This window comes from Novosphingobium sp. BL-A-28-Hi1-0D (assembly GCF_055521755.1).
In genome coordinates, this window is the sequence record NZ_CM145502.1 from 3,321,523 (window position 1) to 3,337,047 (window position 15,525).

Consider the following 15,525-nt stretch of genomic DNA (forward strand, 5'->3'; position numbering starts at 1 on the left):
ATGATCCTCGTCATCGACAACTACGACAGCTTCACCTGGAACCTCGTTCATTACCTGATGGAGATGGGCGCGGAGGTTGAAGTGGTGCGCAATGATGCGCTCACTGCCGATCAGGCCATCAAGACCGGCGCGCAGGGGTTCCTGCTTTCGCCCGGCCCCTGTACGCCGAACGAGGCGGGGGTTAGCCTCGATCTCGTCGGTGCGGCGGCGGATGCGAACTTGCCTTTGCTGGGCGTGTGCCTTGGCCACCAGTCGATCGGGCAGTATTTCGGCGGGAAGGTCGTGCGCGGCGGGTTGATGCATGGGAAGACCTCGCCGGTCACGCATGATGGCACCGGCGTGTTCGAGGGCCTGCCCTCGCCCTTCATCGCCACGCGCTATCACTCGCTGATCGTGACCGACATTCCCGATTGCCTCGCGGTCAACGCGCAGTCGGATGACACGCACATCATGGGCTTCCGCCACACCTCGCTGCCGATCCACGGCGTGCAGTTCCACCCGGAAAGCATTGCCACGGAACACGGCCACGCCATGGTCGCGAACTTCCTCAAGATCTGCGGCATGAAGACCAACCCGGTCCCGGCATGAACCTGCCTGACGTCACCCATCCGCTGGAGGAAGCCGAAGCAGAAGCTGCGTTCGCGGCGATCCTCGATGGCACCGTGACCGACGAAGGCATCGCGCAATTCCTCGTCGCCCTGTCGGACCGGGGTGAGACAGCGAGCGAAATCGCGGGCGCGGCGCGGGCGATGCGGGCACGGATGATCCCGGTCAGCGCGCCTGCCAATGCAATCGACGTCTGCGGGACCGGCGGCGACGGGCACCACACGCTCAATGTCTCGACGGCGGTCAGCCTCGTCGTCGCAGCCTGCGGTGTGCCGGTGGCCAAGCATGGCAACCGCGCGGCAAGTTCAAAGGCAGGAGCGGCCGATACGCTGGAGGCGCTCGGGCTGAACCTCGACCGCGCGGGCGAGACAGCTGAGGCGACACTGGCCGACCTTGGCATCTGCTTCCTCTTTGCCGCGCGTCATCACCCGTCGATGGGTCGGATCATGCCGATCCGCAAGGCACTGGGCCGCCGCACCATCTTCAACCTGATGGGGCCGCTGGCCAATCCGGCAGGCGTGCGCCGGCAATTGGTCGGTATCGCGCGGCCCGCTTACGTGCCGATCTATGCCGAAGCGATCCGCCGCCTCGGCACAGATCACAGCATGGTCATCTCGGGCGATGAGGGGCTTGACGAGCTGAGCCTTGCGGGCGGCAACGAACTGGCCGAAGTGCGCGGCGGGGAAGTCCTGATGCGCCGTGTCTCGCCTGCCGATGTCGGTCTGCCGCAAGCTCCGGTCGACGCCATTCGCGGCGGCGATGCGACCTATAACGCCGCCGCCCTGCGCGCCCTGCTGCAGGGTGAGGAAGGGCCATACCGCGATGCCGTGCTGTTCAATGCCGCCGCCGCGCTGATCGTCGCAGGCGAGGCGAGCGACTGGTACGAGGGCATCGAAGAAGCCGCCGAAGCGCTCGACAAGGGCCTCGCCAATGCGCTGCTCAATTGCTGGATCGCCGCGCTGAGGTAGCGCTCTTGCCCACCCCCGCCCCCTCCCGCCTGCGGGAGGGGAGAACAAGCGTTGCGTCTAGCCCTCCCGCAATCGGGAGGGCCGCGAGACTTACTGAACGTGTTGAACGGGGTGGGCTGCGACGGTGCGTCTTTTGACAGGCTCACGATTGAAGGCCCGAAGGACACACTTGCCCCAACGCGCCCAACCTCGCTAAGGCACGCCCGCCATGACCGACAAGCTCACCGAAATCTGCGACACCAAGCGCATTGAAGTCGCTGCCCGCAAGGCCGCTGTCACCACCAGCGAGCTTGCCGCGCACGCTGCGGAGCAGAGCGCGCCGCGCGGGTTCGAAGCGGCGCTGCGGGCCAGGGCGCAGACCGGCTATGCCCTGATTGCCGAGATCAAGAAGGCCAGCCCCTCCAAGGGCCTGATCCGCGCCGATTTCGCGCCTGCTGACCATGCTCGCGCCTATCAGGCCGGGGGCGCTGCCTGCCTCTCGGTCCTCACCGACGCGCCCTATTTCCAAGGGCATGAGGACTATCTGGTCGAAGCCCGCGCCGCCTGCACCCTGCCGGTGATCCGCAAGGATTTCATGGTCGATCCGTGGCAGTGCCTTGAGGCGCGCGCCATCGGGGCCGATGCGATCCTGATCATCGCCGCCTGCCTTTCGGACAGCCAGATGGCCGAGATCGAAGCCGCCGCGCGCGAACAGGGCATGGACGCGCTGGTCGAAGTGCACAACGAAGAGGAAATGGAGCGCGCAAGCCGCCTGAAGTCGCGCCTGATCGGGGTGAACAACCGCGACCTGAAGCGCTTCGTCACCGACCTTTCCACCACCGAACGCCTCGCCCCGCTCGCCCCGGAAGGCACGCTGCTGGTCGCCGAAAGCGGCATCAACACCCACGCCGACCTGCTGCGACTGGAACAGTGCGGCGCGCGCACCTTCCTCGTGGGGGAAGCGCTGATGCGGCAGATGGACGTGGAAGCTGCGACACGAGCGTTGCTCGTCGGCTGATTGCCATCCCCTGAGAGGGATTTGCGGTTTTCGCGCGGGACGGTGTAGACCTCGCCCAGGTGCAAAGACTGCCGAGGACCTTGATGAACGACCTGACGCATATCGATTCGGCCGGAACTGCACGGATGGTCGACGTTGGCGGCAAGGCTGAAACGCATCGCGTCGCAATCGCCCGCGGCTTCATTCGGATGTCCGATGCCACGCTCGAAGCGATCCGGACGGGCAATGCTCCGAAGGGAGACGTGCTCGGCCCCGCCCGCATCGCCGGAATCTTGGCAGCCAAGAGGACTGGCGATCTCATTCCGCTGTGCCATCCGCTGGCGCTCGATGCGGTGAACGTGGACTTCGCGCTGGTCGACGGCGGCATCGAATGCACGGCCACTGCCTCGCTCACAGGGCGCACCGGGGTGGAGATGGAGGCTCTGACGGCCGTCAGCCTTGCCCTGTTGACGATCTACGACATGGCCAAGGCTCTGGACAAGGGCATGGTCATCGAAACGGTGCGGTTGATCGAGAAGCGCGGCGGCAAATCCGGCACCTGGCGCGCAGGTGAATGAGCACCGGCGCATGAGAACACCGCCCCTCCCCCTCGCCGAGGCGCAAGCGCGCCTGCTGGCGCTGGCGCCGTCGCTGGGGGTGGAGCACCGGGCGGTCACCGAGTGCCTTGGCCACTATCTTGCGGCAGACCTTCACGCCCGACGCACCCAACCTGCCGCGCCAGTCTCGGCGATGGATGGCTATGCCTTGCGCAGCGCCGAACTTCCGGGACCGTGGCGCGTTATCGGGGAGAGCGCGGCGGGGCATCCGTTTGGCGGCGTGGTGGGCACAGGCGAAGCCGTGCGGATCAGCACTGGCGCTGTCGTGCCCTATGGCGCGGATATGGTGCTGTTGCAGGAAGATGCTGCGCGCGATGGCGATTTCCTGAGACTCACCGGCGAGCCACCGGTTCCGCCCATCCGCCACGTTCGCCCGGCCGGCATGGACTTCGCTGAAGACGCCGTACTGATCGAGGCGGGCCTGCGCATTGGCCCCGCTCAGATCGCGCTCGCCATCGCGGGAGGCCACGCGCACCTGCCGGTCCGCCGCAGACTGCGCCTCACGGTGATCGACAGCGGTGACGAGCTCGTCGCGCCGGGGCATCTGCCCGCACTGCACCAATTGCCCGCCAGCAACGGCCCGATGCTCTGCGCAATGGTCGGCGGGCTTCCGGTCGACGTCCGCCATCGCGGCCCGGTCGCCGATGATCTCAATGCCTTGGCCCGCGCTTTCGATGCCGAGCGGGAGGCCGACGTGATCGTTACCAGCGGCGGGGCATCGGTCGGCGATCATGATCTGGTCCGTCCGGCGCTGGAGTCGGTGGGCGCGTCGATCGATTTCTGGCGCGTGGGTATCAAGCCGGGCAAGCCCCTGCTGGTGGCGACGCGGGGATCCCAGATCATACTCGGCCTGCCCGGAAATCCCGCTTCAGCCTTTGTCACCGCGTTCCTGTTCATGTTGCCGCTGCTGCGTGCAGGGTTGGGCGCGCGCGATGCGCTGCCGCGCGCGATCCCCTCGCGCCTCGCGACGCCGATGGCAGCGGGCGGAAGCCGGATGGAGTTCCTGCGCGCGCGGTGGGACGGCGCAAGCGTGAGCCTCGATTCGCTGCAGGATTCAGGCGCTCTCTCGCCGCTGTCGCGCGCCAACGCGCTGGTCATGCGCGAAGCAGGAGCGGCGGCGAAAGCCGCAGGAACGGATGTTCCGGTTTACCTGCTCGAGAATGGTGGAATTGCTTGACGAGTCGTAATTGGTTGCTTATCCGTTCCGCATTCGTTCACCTGCGGAGAACCGCCAATGTTGACGCGCAAGCAGCATGAACTGCTCTCTTTCATTCAGGTCCGTTTGGAGGAATCCGGCATTTCCCCCTCGTTCGAGGAAATGAAGGAGGCGCTCGATCTCAAGTCAAAGTCCGGCGTCCACCGCCTGATCTCGGCGCTTGAGGAACGCGGCTTCATCCGCCGTCTGCCCAATCGCGCCCGCGCGCTCGAAGTGCTGCGCCAGCCTGACAGTGCGGTGAGCAAGCCTGCTCTGGCGCGCGAACCTGTTGCAGCCAGCGCTGTCGTGACACCGCTGCGCCCGGCGGCAAAGGTTGCACCTGCTCCGGCGAACGACGTGATCGAACTGCCGCTCCACGGCAAGATCGCGGCAGGTGTGCCGATCGAGGCCTTGGAAACCACCGCCACTCTCCCCGTTCCCGCTGCACTGCTCGGTGCAGGTGAGCATTACGCACTCGAGGTTTCAGGGGACTCGATGGTCGAGGCGGGGATTTTCGACGGCGACTATGCGCTTGTCCGCAAGACCGACATCGCGCGCGACGGCGAAATCGTCGTGGCGCTGGTGCGGGGCGAGGAAGCGACGCTGAAGTATCTGCATCGCGAGAAGGGCATGATCCGGCTCGATCCGGCCAACTCGGCCTATGATCCGCAGTTCTACCGGCCGGACGAAGTGGCCGTGCAGGGCAAGCTGGCCGGGTTGCTGCGGCGGTATCACTGACGACGCAGTCCGCCGCCGGTTCGCGGCGATCGAGCGTTCTCGAAATGAAAAGGGCCGTTCGCGGGGTAACTCGCGAGCGGCTTTTCTTACTCTGCCAATCCGCTATGCCTAATATCAATCAATTTGGTTGAGATTTTTCTGGCACGCACGGCTTCGCAGGTGTAGTTTCCGTTGTTACCGAATGCCCCGCACGGGGCGCCCCTTCCGGGACGGCCTGCCATCAGATGGGGCGTCGGCAACGGAAGAGGTGTTGCCAATGGCTTATGCAGTTGAAAATACGAGACGCCGGCAGACGCAGACCTTCATCGCGGTGGGCCTGCTCCACGGGGTAGCGATCTGGGCCATCGCTTCGGGCTTCGCGAGCGGCATGGTTCATATCATCAAGGACCGGCTGGTCGCGCAGCAGTGGAAGGACGACGAGGTAACGGTGACACCGATCGCGCCGCCACCTGACATCAAGCCAGCGATCAAGCCGGAGACCCGCCCGCTGGTCGCGCCCAAGCCGGATATCTCGCTAGGCCCGGTCGATCCCGGCATCGGCATCCGTCCGGTGGACATTACCCCGATCGCACCTGTCGACATCGGACCTCTTACGCCGCCTGACGTAAAGCCCTCGCCCTCGGCAAGCTTTGCGTTGCGTTCAGCGGCCCCGAAGGGCTCGCCCGGATCGTGGGTTTCGGATCGCGACTATCCCAGCGCCGCAATTCGCGAGGAGCGCGAGGGGCTCACGCGGTTCCGCCTGACCATCGGAGCCGATGGCAAGGTGACGGGTTGCGAGATCACCGGATCGAGCGGTTCGGCGGATCTCGATGCGGCAACTTGCGCCAAGGTAAGCGCTCGCGCCCGTTTCGTCCCGGCACTCGGTGGCGATGGCATGCCGACGAGCGGGAGCTACAGCGGCTCGGTGCGCTGGGTCCTGCCGTGACCTGATGAGCCGGGGCCTGTTGACTTCTCCACGACAGGCCCCGGTCCCTTACCTCGGTCAGGGCGGGGTTCGGGCCAACGGTACCAGCCTTGCAGGCCTTGCGTCTCAGCCACAGTGCGGATGTGGCCGCTGGACAGGTTGATCGACAGGCCGCCGGTCGTGGCGAGGTAGGTCCGGTCGGCCTTAAGCATCCTTGGTCGGCAGGAGAACGGCAGGCGGCGGTCGGCGACAACGATGTCGGCGCGCTCGCATGCAGCGGCGAGTGCAAGATCGTCGATATAGTTGCGGCTGCGTGTAATCAGGAGAGTGAAGCGCCTCCCGCCGCGCAGCAATCGGGCGACGCAAAAGTCGTCGTTGCATCTAGCCTCGCGCCACGCGTCCAGCGGGCGCAACTCGCCTTCCATTCCTGCCAGTTCGAGCAGGTTGTCGCGCATGTATTCGCCGCGCCCCATGCGCAGTACGATCAGGTCGTTCCCCGCACCGGTGATCCCGACGTGGTGACCATCGCCGGTGACAAGAATGTCGGGCGTCGGCGTGAGGGCCATGGCAACGAGCGCAAGGCCTGTTGGAGCGAGGCCCCACAGCCGGACCCGCCCAGTCCAAAGTGCCAGCCAGAGCATCCCGGACAGGAAGAGGATGAAGGTCCAAGGTGCAACTGGCGGCAGCATCGTGACGGCGCCGGGCTGTCCCGCGACAAAGTGCGCCAGCGCCAGCAGCAGGTCGAGCGACTTGCCGACAAGCCACCAGACCGGGGCGCCCGCATCCCCAAGATCCAGCATCAGGGCGGTACCGATCAGCGGCATGGTGACAAAGGTGGTCAGCGGGATGGCGATGACGTTGGCCAGCGAACCGTAGACACCTGCGCGGTGGAAGTGGAACAGGCCGATCGGCATCAGGGCGAGTTCGATGACCAAACCGGTGACCAGCAGGAGAATCAGGCTGCGCGCCATGCGCACGAGCGGGCCGTGGTGTTCGCCGGTCAGGAAGGCCTTCACGGGCGCGCTTGAGTGGAAGGCGATGATCGCGATCACCGCGGCAAAGCTCATCTGGAAACTGGGGCCGAGCACGGCTTCGGGCCAGAACAGCATCACGACAAGTCCACCAACCGCGACCATGCGCAGAGAAAGGGGGTCACGTCCGAGCGCCAGTGCAGCGAGGACCAGCAGCGCCCCGATGCAGGAGCGGATCGTCGGAACTTCGGCTCCCGTGAGCAAGGTGTAGGCGAGGCCCGCAAGCGCCCCGGCCAAGGCGGCTGCTAGCGGCACGCGGATGCGCAGGGCTATCCATGGTACGAGCGCGAGCAGGCGCGCGACGATCCAGTAGACCGCGCCGACCAGCGCGCTGACGTGAAGGCCGCTGATAGACAGCAGGTGCGTCAGGCCTGCGTCGCGCATGGCGTCCTCGTCACTCTCGGCGATGGCGCCGCGATCGCCGCTGGCGAAGGCGGCGGCAATGGTCCCGGCCGATCCGCCAAGGCGGGACCGTACATGGTCGGCAAGACTCTTCTGCAGGCCACGCAGCGTGGCGCCACGGTGCGAGGGGGCAAGGACGCGAACCTCGCCGATCACGCTGCCCGTGGCCGCCAATCCATCGAACCAGGCGGCGCGGGCGAAATCGTAGGCTCCAGGCAGCATCGGCGCGGCAGGGGGCATAAGGCGTGCCCGCACCCGCGCCTGCGCGCCCTCGACAAGACCTTGTGCGTCCTTGTCATAAGGCAGATTGACGCGGACCCGGACGGGGCCGGGAAAATCCGCCAGTCGTGTCTTGAGGACGAGGCGCGCCCGGGCCTTGGCGGGTTCTTCGCGACGCTCGACCACTTCGCCCTGAAGCGTCACAACGCGCGGGGCTGCGATCCCCGGCTGTCCGACCAGTGCAGAGCGCGTCCAGATCGTCGCCACCCCGGCGGCAACCATGATCGCGACCCCGATGACTGCAAGGCGCAGGTGGGGATGGCGGACTTCGTCGATGGCGAGGAATGCGAGGATACCGAGCGCGGCGCAGGCCAGCAAGGCCGCGATCCATTGCTCAGGCACGGGCAGATTGACCCACAGGACAATGCCTGCGGCGAAGGCAACGACCAGCCAGAGCCCGCGTTCGAACGGACGGGCATCGAGGAATGCATCGGCCCCGTCAGCCCCCCTCTCAAGCATGCTGGACAATCGCGCGCGGATGTCCCAATGCCGCGCGCGTCGGCCCGGTACATCGACCGGATCGGCGGCGGGATCGTTCGCCGCTGGCCCAAGTGTCGCCGGAGACGCCATGGATTTCAAAGGAAGGATAGCGCGGCCAATGGCAAGCGCCACTGACACCGTTTCTGCAGGATCGACCACCGCCAAGGGCGTCGTCACCCGCTTTGCCCCCTCGCCCACCGGCTTCCTGCACATCGGCGGCGCGCGCACCGCGCTGTTCAACTGGCTCTATGCTCGCCACAACGGCGGCAAGTACCTGCTGCGCATCGAGGATACCGACCGAGCGCGGTCAACCGACGCAGCGATCGAAGCGATCTTCGACGGGCTCAACTGGCTGGGCCTGGGGGGGGACGAGGAACCGGTGTTCCAGTTCGCCCGGTCCGAACGCCATGCCGAAGTTGCACACAGGCTGCTCGATTCCGGCCATGCCTATCGCTGCTACCTGACGCAGGAAGAGCTGGCAGCGCGGCGCGAGAAGGCACAGGCCGAGCGTCGGCCGTTCCGCATCGACAGCGAATGGCGCGATGCGACGCCCGACCAGTGGCCTGCGGACCAGTCCTATGTCGTGCGGATGAAGTCTCCCCGCGAAGGCGAGACGACGATTCCGGATCGCGTGCAGGGTTCGATTACCGTCCAGAACAGCGAGCTCGACGATTTCATCGTCCTGCGCTCTGACGGCACGCCGACCTACATGCTGGCCGTGGTGGTCGACGATCACGACATGGGCGTGACCCATGTCATCCGTGGCGATGACCACATCAACAACGCCTTCCGCCAGCTCGTCATCGTGCGGGCCATGGATGCCATCGAGGGCGGTTGGCCCGACCCGGTCTATGCCCATATCCCGCTGATCCACGGCGCTGACGGGGCGAAGCTTTCGAAGCGTCACGGGGCGCTGGGTGTGGATGCCTATCGCGACGAGATGGGCCTGCTGCCGGAAGCAGTGTTCAACTACCTCCTGCGGCTCGGCTGGGGCCATGGCGACGAGGAAATCATCAGCCGCGAACAGGCGGTCGAGTGGTTCGACATCGGCGATGTCAACAAGGGCGCCTCGCGCTTCGACATCAAGAAGCTGCTGAACCTCAACGGGCACTATATCCGCGAAGCTGACGATGCGCGGCTTGCGGGGCTTGTCGCGCCCAAGCTGACTGGGCTGGAGCCCGGATTCTCAGGCAATGCGGGTCTTGACCTGCTGACGCGCGCCATGCCGGTGCTGAAGGTGCGCGCCGCCGACTTGAACGAGCTGGCGGCCGGCGCGGTGTTCCTGTTTGCGCAGCGACCTCTGCCGATGGCCGAGAAAGCCGCCGCGCTTCTGACCGACGATGCACGGGCAATCCTGACCCGCGTGGCGAGCCTGCTTGAGGCTGAAAACGGCTGGACAACCGAGAATCTGGAGGCCACGGTGAAACAAATGGCCGAGGAGCTTGGGATAGGCTTGGGCAAAATTGCCCAACCGTTGCGCGCAAGCCTGACGGGACAGACTACCTCGCCGGGAATTTTCGACGTATTGGCACTGCTCGGCAAGGACGAGTCGCTGGCGCGCATCCGCGACCAGGCGGCCTGATCCGGGGCAGGCATCTGTAAACAGACAAGAACAGGAGGGCTTAGGCGTGAGCGAAAACCAGGCTTCTTTGACCGCAGGCGGCAACAGCGTGGACATGCCGATCAAGAGCGGCACCATTGGTCCGGACGTCATCGACATCCGCAAGCTCTATGGCCAGACGGGCATGTTTACCTATGACCCGGGCTTCACCTCGACGGCGAGCTGCGACAGCGCGATCACCTACATCGATGGTGACGAAGGCGTGCTGCTGCACCGCGGTTATCCGATCGGTCAGCTTGCCGAACACTCCTCGTTCATGGAAGTGAGCTACCTGCTGCTCAACGGCGAACTGCCGAGCAGCCAGGAACTGGCCGACTTCAGCCGCACGATCACCCGCCACACCATGCTGCACGAGCAGCTCGCCACGTTCTATCGCGGCTTCCGTCGCGATGCGCACCCGATGGCGATCATGTGCGGCGTCGTCGGCGCGCTTTCGGCATTCTACCATGACAGCACCGACATTGCCGACCCGACGCACCGCAAGATCAGCTCGCACCGCCTGATCGCCAAGATGCCGACGATCGCTGCGATGGCCTACAAGTATTCGGTCGGCCAGCCCTTCGTCTATCCTGACAACAAGCTGTCCTACACCGGCAACTTCCTGAAGATGACCTTCGGCGTGCCGGCTGAGGAATACGAAGTGATCCCCGCCGTCGAAAAGGCGATGGACCGCATCTTCATCCTCCATGCCGACCACGAGCAGAACGCCTCGACCTCGACCGTCCGTCTGGCAGGGTCCTCGGGCGCCAACCCGTTTGCCTGCATCGCGGCCGGTATCGCCTGTCTGTGGGGCCCCGCGCATGGCGGCGCGAACGAAGCCGCGCTCAACATGCTCAAGGAAATCGGCACGCCCGATCGCATCCAGCACTACATCGACCGCGCGAAGGACAAGAACGATCCGTTCCGCCTGATGGGCTTCGGTCACCGCGTCTACAAGAACTACGATCCGCGCGCGACGGTGATGCAGTCGACCGTGCGCGAAGTGTTCGCCGCGCTCAACGTACAGGACCCGCTGTTCGAAACTGCGCTTCGCCTTGAAGAGATCGCCCTGAGCGATCCCTACTTCGCGGAAAAGAAGCTGTTCCCGAACGTCGACTTCTACTCGGGCATCATCCTCTCCGCGATCGGCTTCCCGACCACGATGTTCACCGTTCTCTTCGCGCTTGCCCGCACCGTGGGCTGGGTTGCGCAGTGGAACGAAATGATCAGCGATCCAGGCCAGAAGATCGGGCGTCCGCGCCAGCTCTACACTGGCCCGACGCAGCGCGACTACGTGCCGCTGAGCGACCGCTGATAGGTCGGAAGGCGCGGCCGCTTTGCTTTGTGCCGGTTTCTCAAGAGAAACCGCATGGCCGCGCCAGATCTACACCGGCCCGACGCAGCGCGACTACGTGCCGCTGAGCGACCGCTGATCGAACCGCAGGTACTGGACGGGCGGCGATGACGACAATTCTCAGGATTTTCGGCATCACCGCCCTTCTCATTGGCGGACTGTGGGTCGGCCAGGGGCTCGGGCTGATCATGTGGCCGTCCTCGAGCTTCATGCTCGCGCAGAAGCAGTGGGCCTATATCGGCGCAGGGTTGACGCTGATCGGCGTTGTGGCGCTGTGGCGCGCCGGAAAGCGCGGGCGCTAACCCGTAGCGCTCGCCTGCGTGGCAAGATCGGCAGGCAATGACAGCACGAAGCGGGCACCGCCTGCTAGTCCGTTGCCGACGACAAGTTCGCCACCCATTGCCCTCGCCAGCCTGCGCGAAATGTAGAGGCCGAGGCCGCTTCCGCCATCGCCGCTGCGGCCAAGGCGTTCGAACTTCTCGAACACTTTTTCCGACTGCTCGGGCGCAATCCCCTCGCCTTCGTCGCTCACCGAAACCCAGGCCAGCGCGCCATCGATGCCGCAGTCGATGCTGACCGTCGTATCGCTGCGGGTATAGCGGACCGCATTGCCGATCAGGTTTAGCAGAACCTGCAACACACGGCGGAACTCGCCAATGGCAGGCACGTGCTCCTCGGCCAAGGGCAATGCCAGCGTGATTCCACGCTCGCGCGCTCGCACGCCGAGGATGCCGGCCGCGCGCCTCGCGCAATCGGCAAGGTCGATATGGTCGGGTTCGGGGGAGAAGCCATCAGCCTCGACCGTCTCGAGATCGGCGAGGTCTTCCACCAGCGAGGCAAGATGGCGTCCGGCTTCGGCGATGTCGCCGGCATAGGCGACGTATTGTTCCGAAAGCGGCCCCGCGAGCCGGGTTCGGATCGTCTCGGCATTGGCGATGATCCGGTTGATCGGCTGGCGTAGCGCCGGAGCCAGCTTGCGACCAAGCAGCCCCTTCCAGTCAGGTACTGCGTCATCGGCAACAGCAGCCGTGTCGGTTTGCGCGGTCACAGAGGACGGAAGAACGGTCTCGGCGACGAGCAGCAGCTCGAAACCTCCGCTGCGCAGCGGCAGGACGCAGGCCTTCCAGTCCCGCACCGAACCCTGCACCCGGAGCCGTGCCCCATCGAGAAGGCGCCAGTGCAGCGGCTGGCGATGGGCACTGCCTTCGATCTCGACAAGATCGGTCCAGTAGCAACCGAAGCCTTGGCGCAATGCGCTGGCAAACTCGCCGAGATCCGCACCCTCGACCATGCCGGACACAACTCGCTGTTCGGCATCAAGCACGACGTGGGCCTCGGCCAGCTGGCGCAGCAGCGCCTGATCGGTGCCTGCGCCATCCTGCCCGGCCCAGGCGTCGGCGGACAGGCGCCAGTCGGTGATCTCGATCCGCGTGCCTTCATCATCGGGCGTCGCACAGGCACGGAAGGACAGGGGCTGTTCGGTGTCGGCAACCGTCAGCTGGCGTGAAAGCGGCAAACGGGCAGTGCGCGACCGACGCACAAGTGCCAACAGGCCGGGGATCGCCAAGGCGCCCGGAAAGGCACCGCCAAGCCGAACCTGCAGCGCGGCAAGCGTTTCGTCCGCCTCGACAAGGCGGTCCGAGCCATCGCAGCGAGCAAGGATCGGCCCGGCAGCCGTCATCTCAGTGTTCCTGCCCCGCCAACGAACGCGCGAGAAGCGCAGCGGCGCGATCGGGCTCAAGGCGCTCGATCCCGTCGGGCAGGGCGACTTCGGGGTGGAGCGCAACGAAAGCGGCAACGATGGCGTCGCGACCGGCACCCGATGCCGCGAGCGCCAGCGCGAGCCGCGCAAGCTGGCTCTCGGTCGTGCACATGATCGCCGTCTCGCGCGACAGGCCCGCGCCGAAGCTCAGGGCCGAAAGGAACAGGGCAACGCCAGCATTCTCGATCTGCAGAACACGGGGAAGATCAGCCGACAGCAGGGCGGTCAGGTGTTCGAGCAGTTCAAGCCGTGACACCGACTGTGAACGAGCCTTGCGCAAGGCCACCTCGGCTGTGCCCGCCGCCGACATCCCTGAAGGATCCTCCGCAATGTAGGCCTGCATGGTCATCAGCGAGAGATGGTGCAGATCGCCCGGGAGTTCTGCCAGCGGAATCTGCATCCGCCGCAAGGACTGGCCAAAGCGGGCCTGTGCCGCAAGGAGGTTCATCCCGCGCGCGGCCACGTCAGGATCGGGCGAGGCGATGAGGTCCTGCACCAGTGGCGTCAGCACGGGATCGAGCCCGAGCCTGCCCTGCAGCTTCTCGGACAACTGCCATTCGACCGCCAGCATGTGCAGGTGGTTGAGCAGGGCCTGATTGCCCGAGAGCATCGCAGCAAGGCCCGGCCCTGCTTCGCGTGCCCAGCTTGCGGCGTCATCGTGCCCGGCAGCCTCGCCCAGCGCCTGCACCAGTTGGCGGGCGATGTCCGCAAGCATGCCGCGTACGCGCGCGATCACTTCGTCGCTGAAGATCGAACTGTCGTCGTTCTGGAGCAGATGCCTGAGGATCGGGCCCATGTGAACGAGCGCCTGATCCGCGTGGGTCAGATCGTCGCGAAGGAGTGCCTCGATCTCAGCGGGATCGTTGCCGATGGATGCGGTCAATTCCATGCGACGCTCTTAAGGCCGACTGGTTAACTGCGGGTTAGGTGAACCGGCCGGACGAACGTCTGCGGCAAATTGCAAGGCCAGCAGGCACGAGCCGAGAAGCGCCAGAACCGACAGGCCGATCGCAACGTCGAACGGCAGGAAGGCGCTGTACAGGGCAAGCAGGAAACCGAGCACGAGGCGGTCGGAAAGCCAGCCTTTTGCACTTCTGGCAGGCAGCGCCAGCCTGACAAGCCGCGCGCCGCCGACAAGCAGCAACGGCGCGAAGAAATTGAGTCCGAAGGGCACGGCGACAGAAGCTGGCAATTCGCTGCGCCAGCCCGCCAGCGTCACCAGTCCCAGATCGATCAGCAGGTGAAAGATGCCCACGCTGCGCCGGGCAAGGCCCGAAGCCAGCAGCGAATCACGCTCGACCTGCCCAAGCAGGCTGGCGACACGCTCGATCAGCCAGGCAAGGCCAAGAAGCACGAAGCCGATGGCAAAGTTTCCAAGCCAGCCAAGGCCTCCACCAAGCAGGCCGACGATGCCCGCGGCAAGGCCCACCAGAGCCGGACGGGTGCCCGCGTGCAGCAGAGCCGGTCCGAAACGCCGCACCACGGCCATGGCGAGCAGTTCACCCGGCGAGCCTGCGCCTGCGCCATCCGCAGAAAGACTCGTGTGGAGCCGCAGCCATTGCCGCTCGGCAACGTGGGCTTCCTCTTCGGAGCGCACGATGTTCCAGCGACCATCGTCAAGCAGGGCCGAGGGTATGCCGCGTTGGGCCACACGCCCCTGCACTGCCAGACGCAGCAGGGCGGACTGGGCGTTCCACTCGGGCGGGAGATCGGCAAGGCCCGCAGCAATCCGGCCCGGGAAGCGCATCGCAGCGGCAAAGGCGCTGTTGATGTCGATCCGCTCGAACCCCAGCGGCAGGCCGGTTTCGACCGGGAGTGTCAGAACGACAGGACCTGCCTCGATCAGTTCACGCAAGGCCTCGGGCATCGCCAGCAGGCCGTCGCCGAGCACGATCACATCGTCCTCCGGCGGCAGAAGCGGAACCAGCGCCCGTGCCGTGGCCACGACATGGAACTGCGCGCCGCCCGCTTCAGCGACGTGCTGGAGCGCGACGAGTTCACCGCTGATGCCTTCGGCCATGACCACGATGCGCCTGGCGCCGAGCGAAAGGGCAAGGCCGATCTGGTGGCGCAGCAGTGAGCGTCCGCCGATCGGCAGATATCCGCGCAAACCTCCCGGTTCGGCACCGGCGGCTTCAATCAACGATAGAACTGCGACCCGCAAGAATTGGCCTCCTAACGCGCCATGGTAGGGATTGGAGGCCGCGCTGCCAAGGCGGGCAAGCGACTTGTCAGGCGTTAACCGAATCTGACTGCGATCAGGGTTCGACGGCGAGGTCGTCCAGCATCTGACGAAGGCGGCGCAGGACGGCAGGATCACCGGGAACGGTATCGAGCGCTTCCTCGGCAAGACCGAGCAGTCCATCGGCATGGAAGCTTGCGGCGAGGCCCTTCAGCCGCATCGCCGCCACGTGCCAGTTGCCATCGCAGCGCGAACGGCCCAGCAGATCGACCTGCCGCTCGGCACTTTCGATGAATGCGGCCCGCAATTCGCGCACCAGATCGGGATCGTGCCCGGCGGCAGCGGCGAGGTTTGCGTCGAGGGAGGCACCTTCGTAGGCCATGCGACCGGGCTACGGGTCAAATCGTTAAGGCGGGGTTTATGCCTCTGCG

Annotated in this window: 15 protein-coding genes; 10 read left to right on the forward strand and 5 right to left on the reverse strand. The window is 65.7% G+C overall.

The annotated features are described in order from the left end of the window. From ACZ1JW_RS16025 to ACZ1JW_RS16055, 7 genes are all read left to right on the forward strand, one after another. Complete coding sequence (locus tag ACZ1JW_RS16025; RefSeq protein WP_465141295.1) at nt 1-588, forward strand: anthranilate synthase component II; 588 nt, start codon at nt 1-3, stop codon at nt 586-588. Next, a complete protein-coding gene (gene trpD, locus ACZ1JW_RS16030) occupies nt 585-1,574 on the forward strand; it encodes an anthranilate phosphoribosyltransferase (protein ID WP_465141296.1) in 990 nt (329 codons plus the stop codon). The genes ACZ1JW_RS16025 and trpD overlap by 4 nt, the downstream gene beginning before the upstream one ends. Before the next feature lie 208 nt (nt 1,575-1,782). After that, on the forward strand, nt 1,783-2,571 hold the full coding sequence (trpC, locus tag ACZ1JW_RS16035; protein ID WP_465141297.1) for an indole-3-glycerol phosphate synthase TrpC: 789 nt from the start codon (nt 1,783-1,785) through the stop codon (nt 2,569-2,571). An 83-nt stretch (nt 2,572-2,654) separates the two neighbouring features. After that, entirely contained in the window at nt 2,655-3,128 is a 474-nt protein-coding gene (moaC, locus tag ACZ1JW_RS16040) for a cyclic pyranopterin monophosphate synthase MoaC (RefSeq protein WP_465141298.1), read from the forward strand. A 10-nt stretch (nt 3,129-3,138) separates the two neighbouring features. Further along, nucleotides 3,139-4,344: a molybdopterin molybdotransferase MoeA gene (locus tag ACZ1JW_RS16045; protein WP_465141299.1), complete on the forward strand. Its 1,206-nt coding sequence runs from the start codon at nt 3,139-3,141 to the stop codon at nt 4,342-4,344. A 57-nt stretch (nt 4,345-4,401) separates the two neighbouring features. After that, nucleotides 4,402-5,100: a transcriptional repressor LexA gene (gene lexA / locus ACZ1JW_RS16050; RefSeq protein ID WP_465141300.1), complete on the forward strand. Its 699-nt coding sequence runs from the start codon at nt 4,402-4,404 to the stop codon at nt 5,098-5,100. A 256-nt stretch (nt 5,101-5,356) separates the two neighbouring features. Beyond that, nucleotides 5,357-6,025, forward strand: a complete 669-nt coding sequence (locus ACZ1JW_RS16055; protein ID WP_465141301.1) for an energy transducer TonB — start codon at nt 5,357-5,359, stop codon at nt 6,023-6,025. Here ACZ1JW_RS16055 and ACZ1JW_RS16060 read toward each other — a convergent pair. Continuing rightward, nucleotides 5,992-8,286: a ComEC/Rec2 family competence protein gene (locus ACZ1JW_RS16060; protein WP_465141302.1), complete on the reverse strand. Its 2,295-nt coding sequence runs from the start codon at nt 8,284-8,286 to the stop codon at nt 5,992-5,994. The genes ACZ1JW_RS16055 and ACZ1JW_RS16060 overlap by 34 nt on opposite strands. 28 nt (nt 8,287-8,314) lie before the next feature. Here ACZ1JW_RS16060 and gltX point away from each other — a divergent pair, with 28 nt between their 5' ends. From gltX to ACZ1JW_RS16075, 3 genes are all read left to right on the forward strand, one after another. Beyond that, the gene (gene gltX, locus ACZ1JW_RS16065; RefSeq protein ID WP_465141303.1) at nt 8,315-9,778 is read left to right on the forward strand and encodes a glutamate--tRNA ligase; all 1,464 of its coding nucleotides are present in this window, start codon (nt 8,315-8,317) and stop codon (nt 9,776-9,778) included. Nucleotides 9,779-9,872: 94 nt separating this feature from the next. Further along, complete coding sequence (locus tag ACZ1JW_RS16070) at nt 9,873-11,111, forward strand: citrate synthase (RefSeq protein ID WP_465142797.1); 1,239 nt, start codon at nt 9,873-9,875, stop codon at nt 11,109-11,111. 146 nt (nt 11,112-11,257) lie between these two features. Beyond that, nucleotides 11,258-11,452: a hypothetical protein gene (locus ACZ1JW_RS16075; RefSeq protein WP_465141304.1), complete on the forward strand. Its 195-nt coding sequence runs from the start codon at nt 11,258-11,260 to the stop codon at nt 11,450-11,452. Here ACZ1JW_RS16075 and ACZ1JW_RS16080 read toward each other — a convergent pair. The 4 genes from ACZ1JW_RS16080 to ACZ1JW_RS16095 all read right to left on the reverse strand — a co-directional run bounded on the left by ACZ1JW_RS16080 (nt 11,449) and on the right by ACZ1JW_RS16095 (nt 15,476). Continuing rightward, nucleotides 11,449-12,831, reverse strand: coding sequence for a sensor histidine kinase (locus ACZ1JW_RS16080; protein ID WP_465141305.1), 1,383 nt, complete (start codon nt 12,829-12,831; stop codon nt 11,449-11,451). The genes ACZ1JW_RS16075 and ACZ1JW_RS16080 overlap by 4 nt on opposite strands. Before the next feature lies 1 nt (nt 12,832). Further along, nucleotides 12,833-13,801: a hypothetical protein gene (locus ACZ1JW_RS16085; RefSeq protein ID WP_465141306.1), complete on the reverse strand. Its 969-nt coding sequence runs from the start codon at nt 13,799-13,801 to the stop codon at nt 12,833-12,835. 9 nt (nt 13,802-13,810) lie between these two features. Then, nucleotides 13,811-15,076 carry a hypothetical protein gene (locus ACZ1JW_RS16090; protein ID WP_465125741.1) on the reverse strand — a complete coding sequence of 422 codons (1,266 nt, stop codon included), beginning with the start codon at nt 15,074-15,076 and terminating at the stop codon, nt 13,811-13,813. Between the two features lie 94 nt (nt 15,077-15,170). Beyond that, nucleotides 15,171-15,476, reverse strand: coding sequence for an Hpt domain-containing protein (locus tag ACZ1JW_RS16095; protein ID WP_144907219.1), 306 nt, complete (start codon nt 15,474-15,476; stop codon nt 15,171-15,173). Nucleotides 15,477-15,525: the final 49 nt, after the last annotated feature.

Excerpts from the sequence above, each read along its gene's own strand:
- ACZ1JW_RS16095 (WP_144907219.1), bottom strand. The coding sequence starts at position 15,476 with ATGGCCTACGAAGGTGCCTCCCTCGACGCAAACCTCGCCGCTGCCGCC.
- ACZ1JW_RS16075 (WP_465141304.1), top strand. The coding sequence starts at position 11,258 with ATGACGACAATTCTCAGGATTTTCGGCATCACCGCCCTTCTCATTGGC.
- moaC (WP_465141298.1), top strand. The coding sequence starts at position 2,655 with ATGAACGACCTGACGCATATCGATTCGGCCGGAACTGCACGGATGGTC.
- ACZ1JW_RS16085 (WP_465141306.1), bottom strand. The coding sequence starts at position 13,801 with ATGGAATTGACCGCATCCATCGGCAACGATCCCGCTGAGATCGAGGCA.
- ACZ1JW_RS16055 (WP_465141301.1), top strand. The coding sequence starts at position 5,357 with ATGGCTTATGCAGTTGAAAATACGAGACGCCGGCAGACGCAGACCTTC.
- ACZ1JW_RS16025 (WP_465141295.1), top strand. The coding sequence starts at position 1 with ATGATCCTCGTCATCGACAACTACGACAGCTTCACCTGGAACCTCGTT.
- ACZ1JW_RS16080 (WP_465141305.1), bottom strand. The coding sequence starts at position 12,831 with ATGACGGCTGCCGGGCCGATCCTTGCTCGCTGCGATGGCTCGGACCGC.
- ACZ1JW_RS16045 (WP_465141299.1), top strand. The coding sequence starts at position 3,139 with ATGAGAACACCGCCCCTCCCCCTCGCCGAGGCGCAAGCGCGCCTGCTG.
- ACZ1JW_RS16070 (WP_465142797.1), top strand. The coding sequence starts at position 9,873 with ATGCCGATCAAGAGCGGCACCATTGGTCCGGACGTCATCGACATCCGC.
- ACZ1JW_RS16060 (WP_465141302.1), bottom strand. The coding sequence starts at position 8,286 with ATGGCGTCTCCGGCGACACTTGGGCCAGCGGCGAACGATCCCGCCGCC.
- lexA (WP_465141300.1), top strand. The coding sequence starts at position 4,402 with ATGTTGACGCGCAAGCAGCATGAACTGCTCTCTTTCATTCAGGTCCGT.
- trpC (WP_465141297.1), top strand. The coding sequence starts at position 1,783 with ATGACCGACAAGCTCACCGAAATCTGCGACACCAAGCGCATTGAAGTC.
- gltX (WP_465141303.1), top strand. The coding sequence starts at position 8,315 with ATGGCAAGCGCCACTGACACCGTTTCTGCAGGATCGACCACCGCCAAG.
- trpD (WP_465141296.1), top strand. The coding sequence starts at position 585 with ATGAACCTGCCTGACGTCACCCATCCGCTGGAGGAAGCCGAAGCAGAA.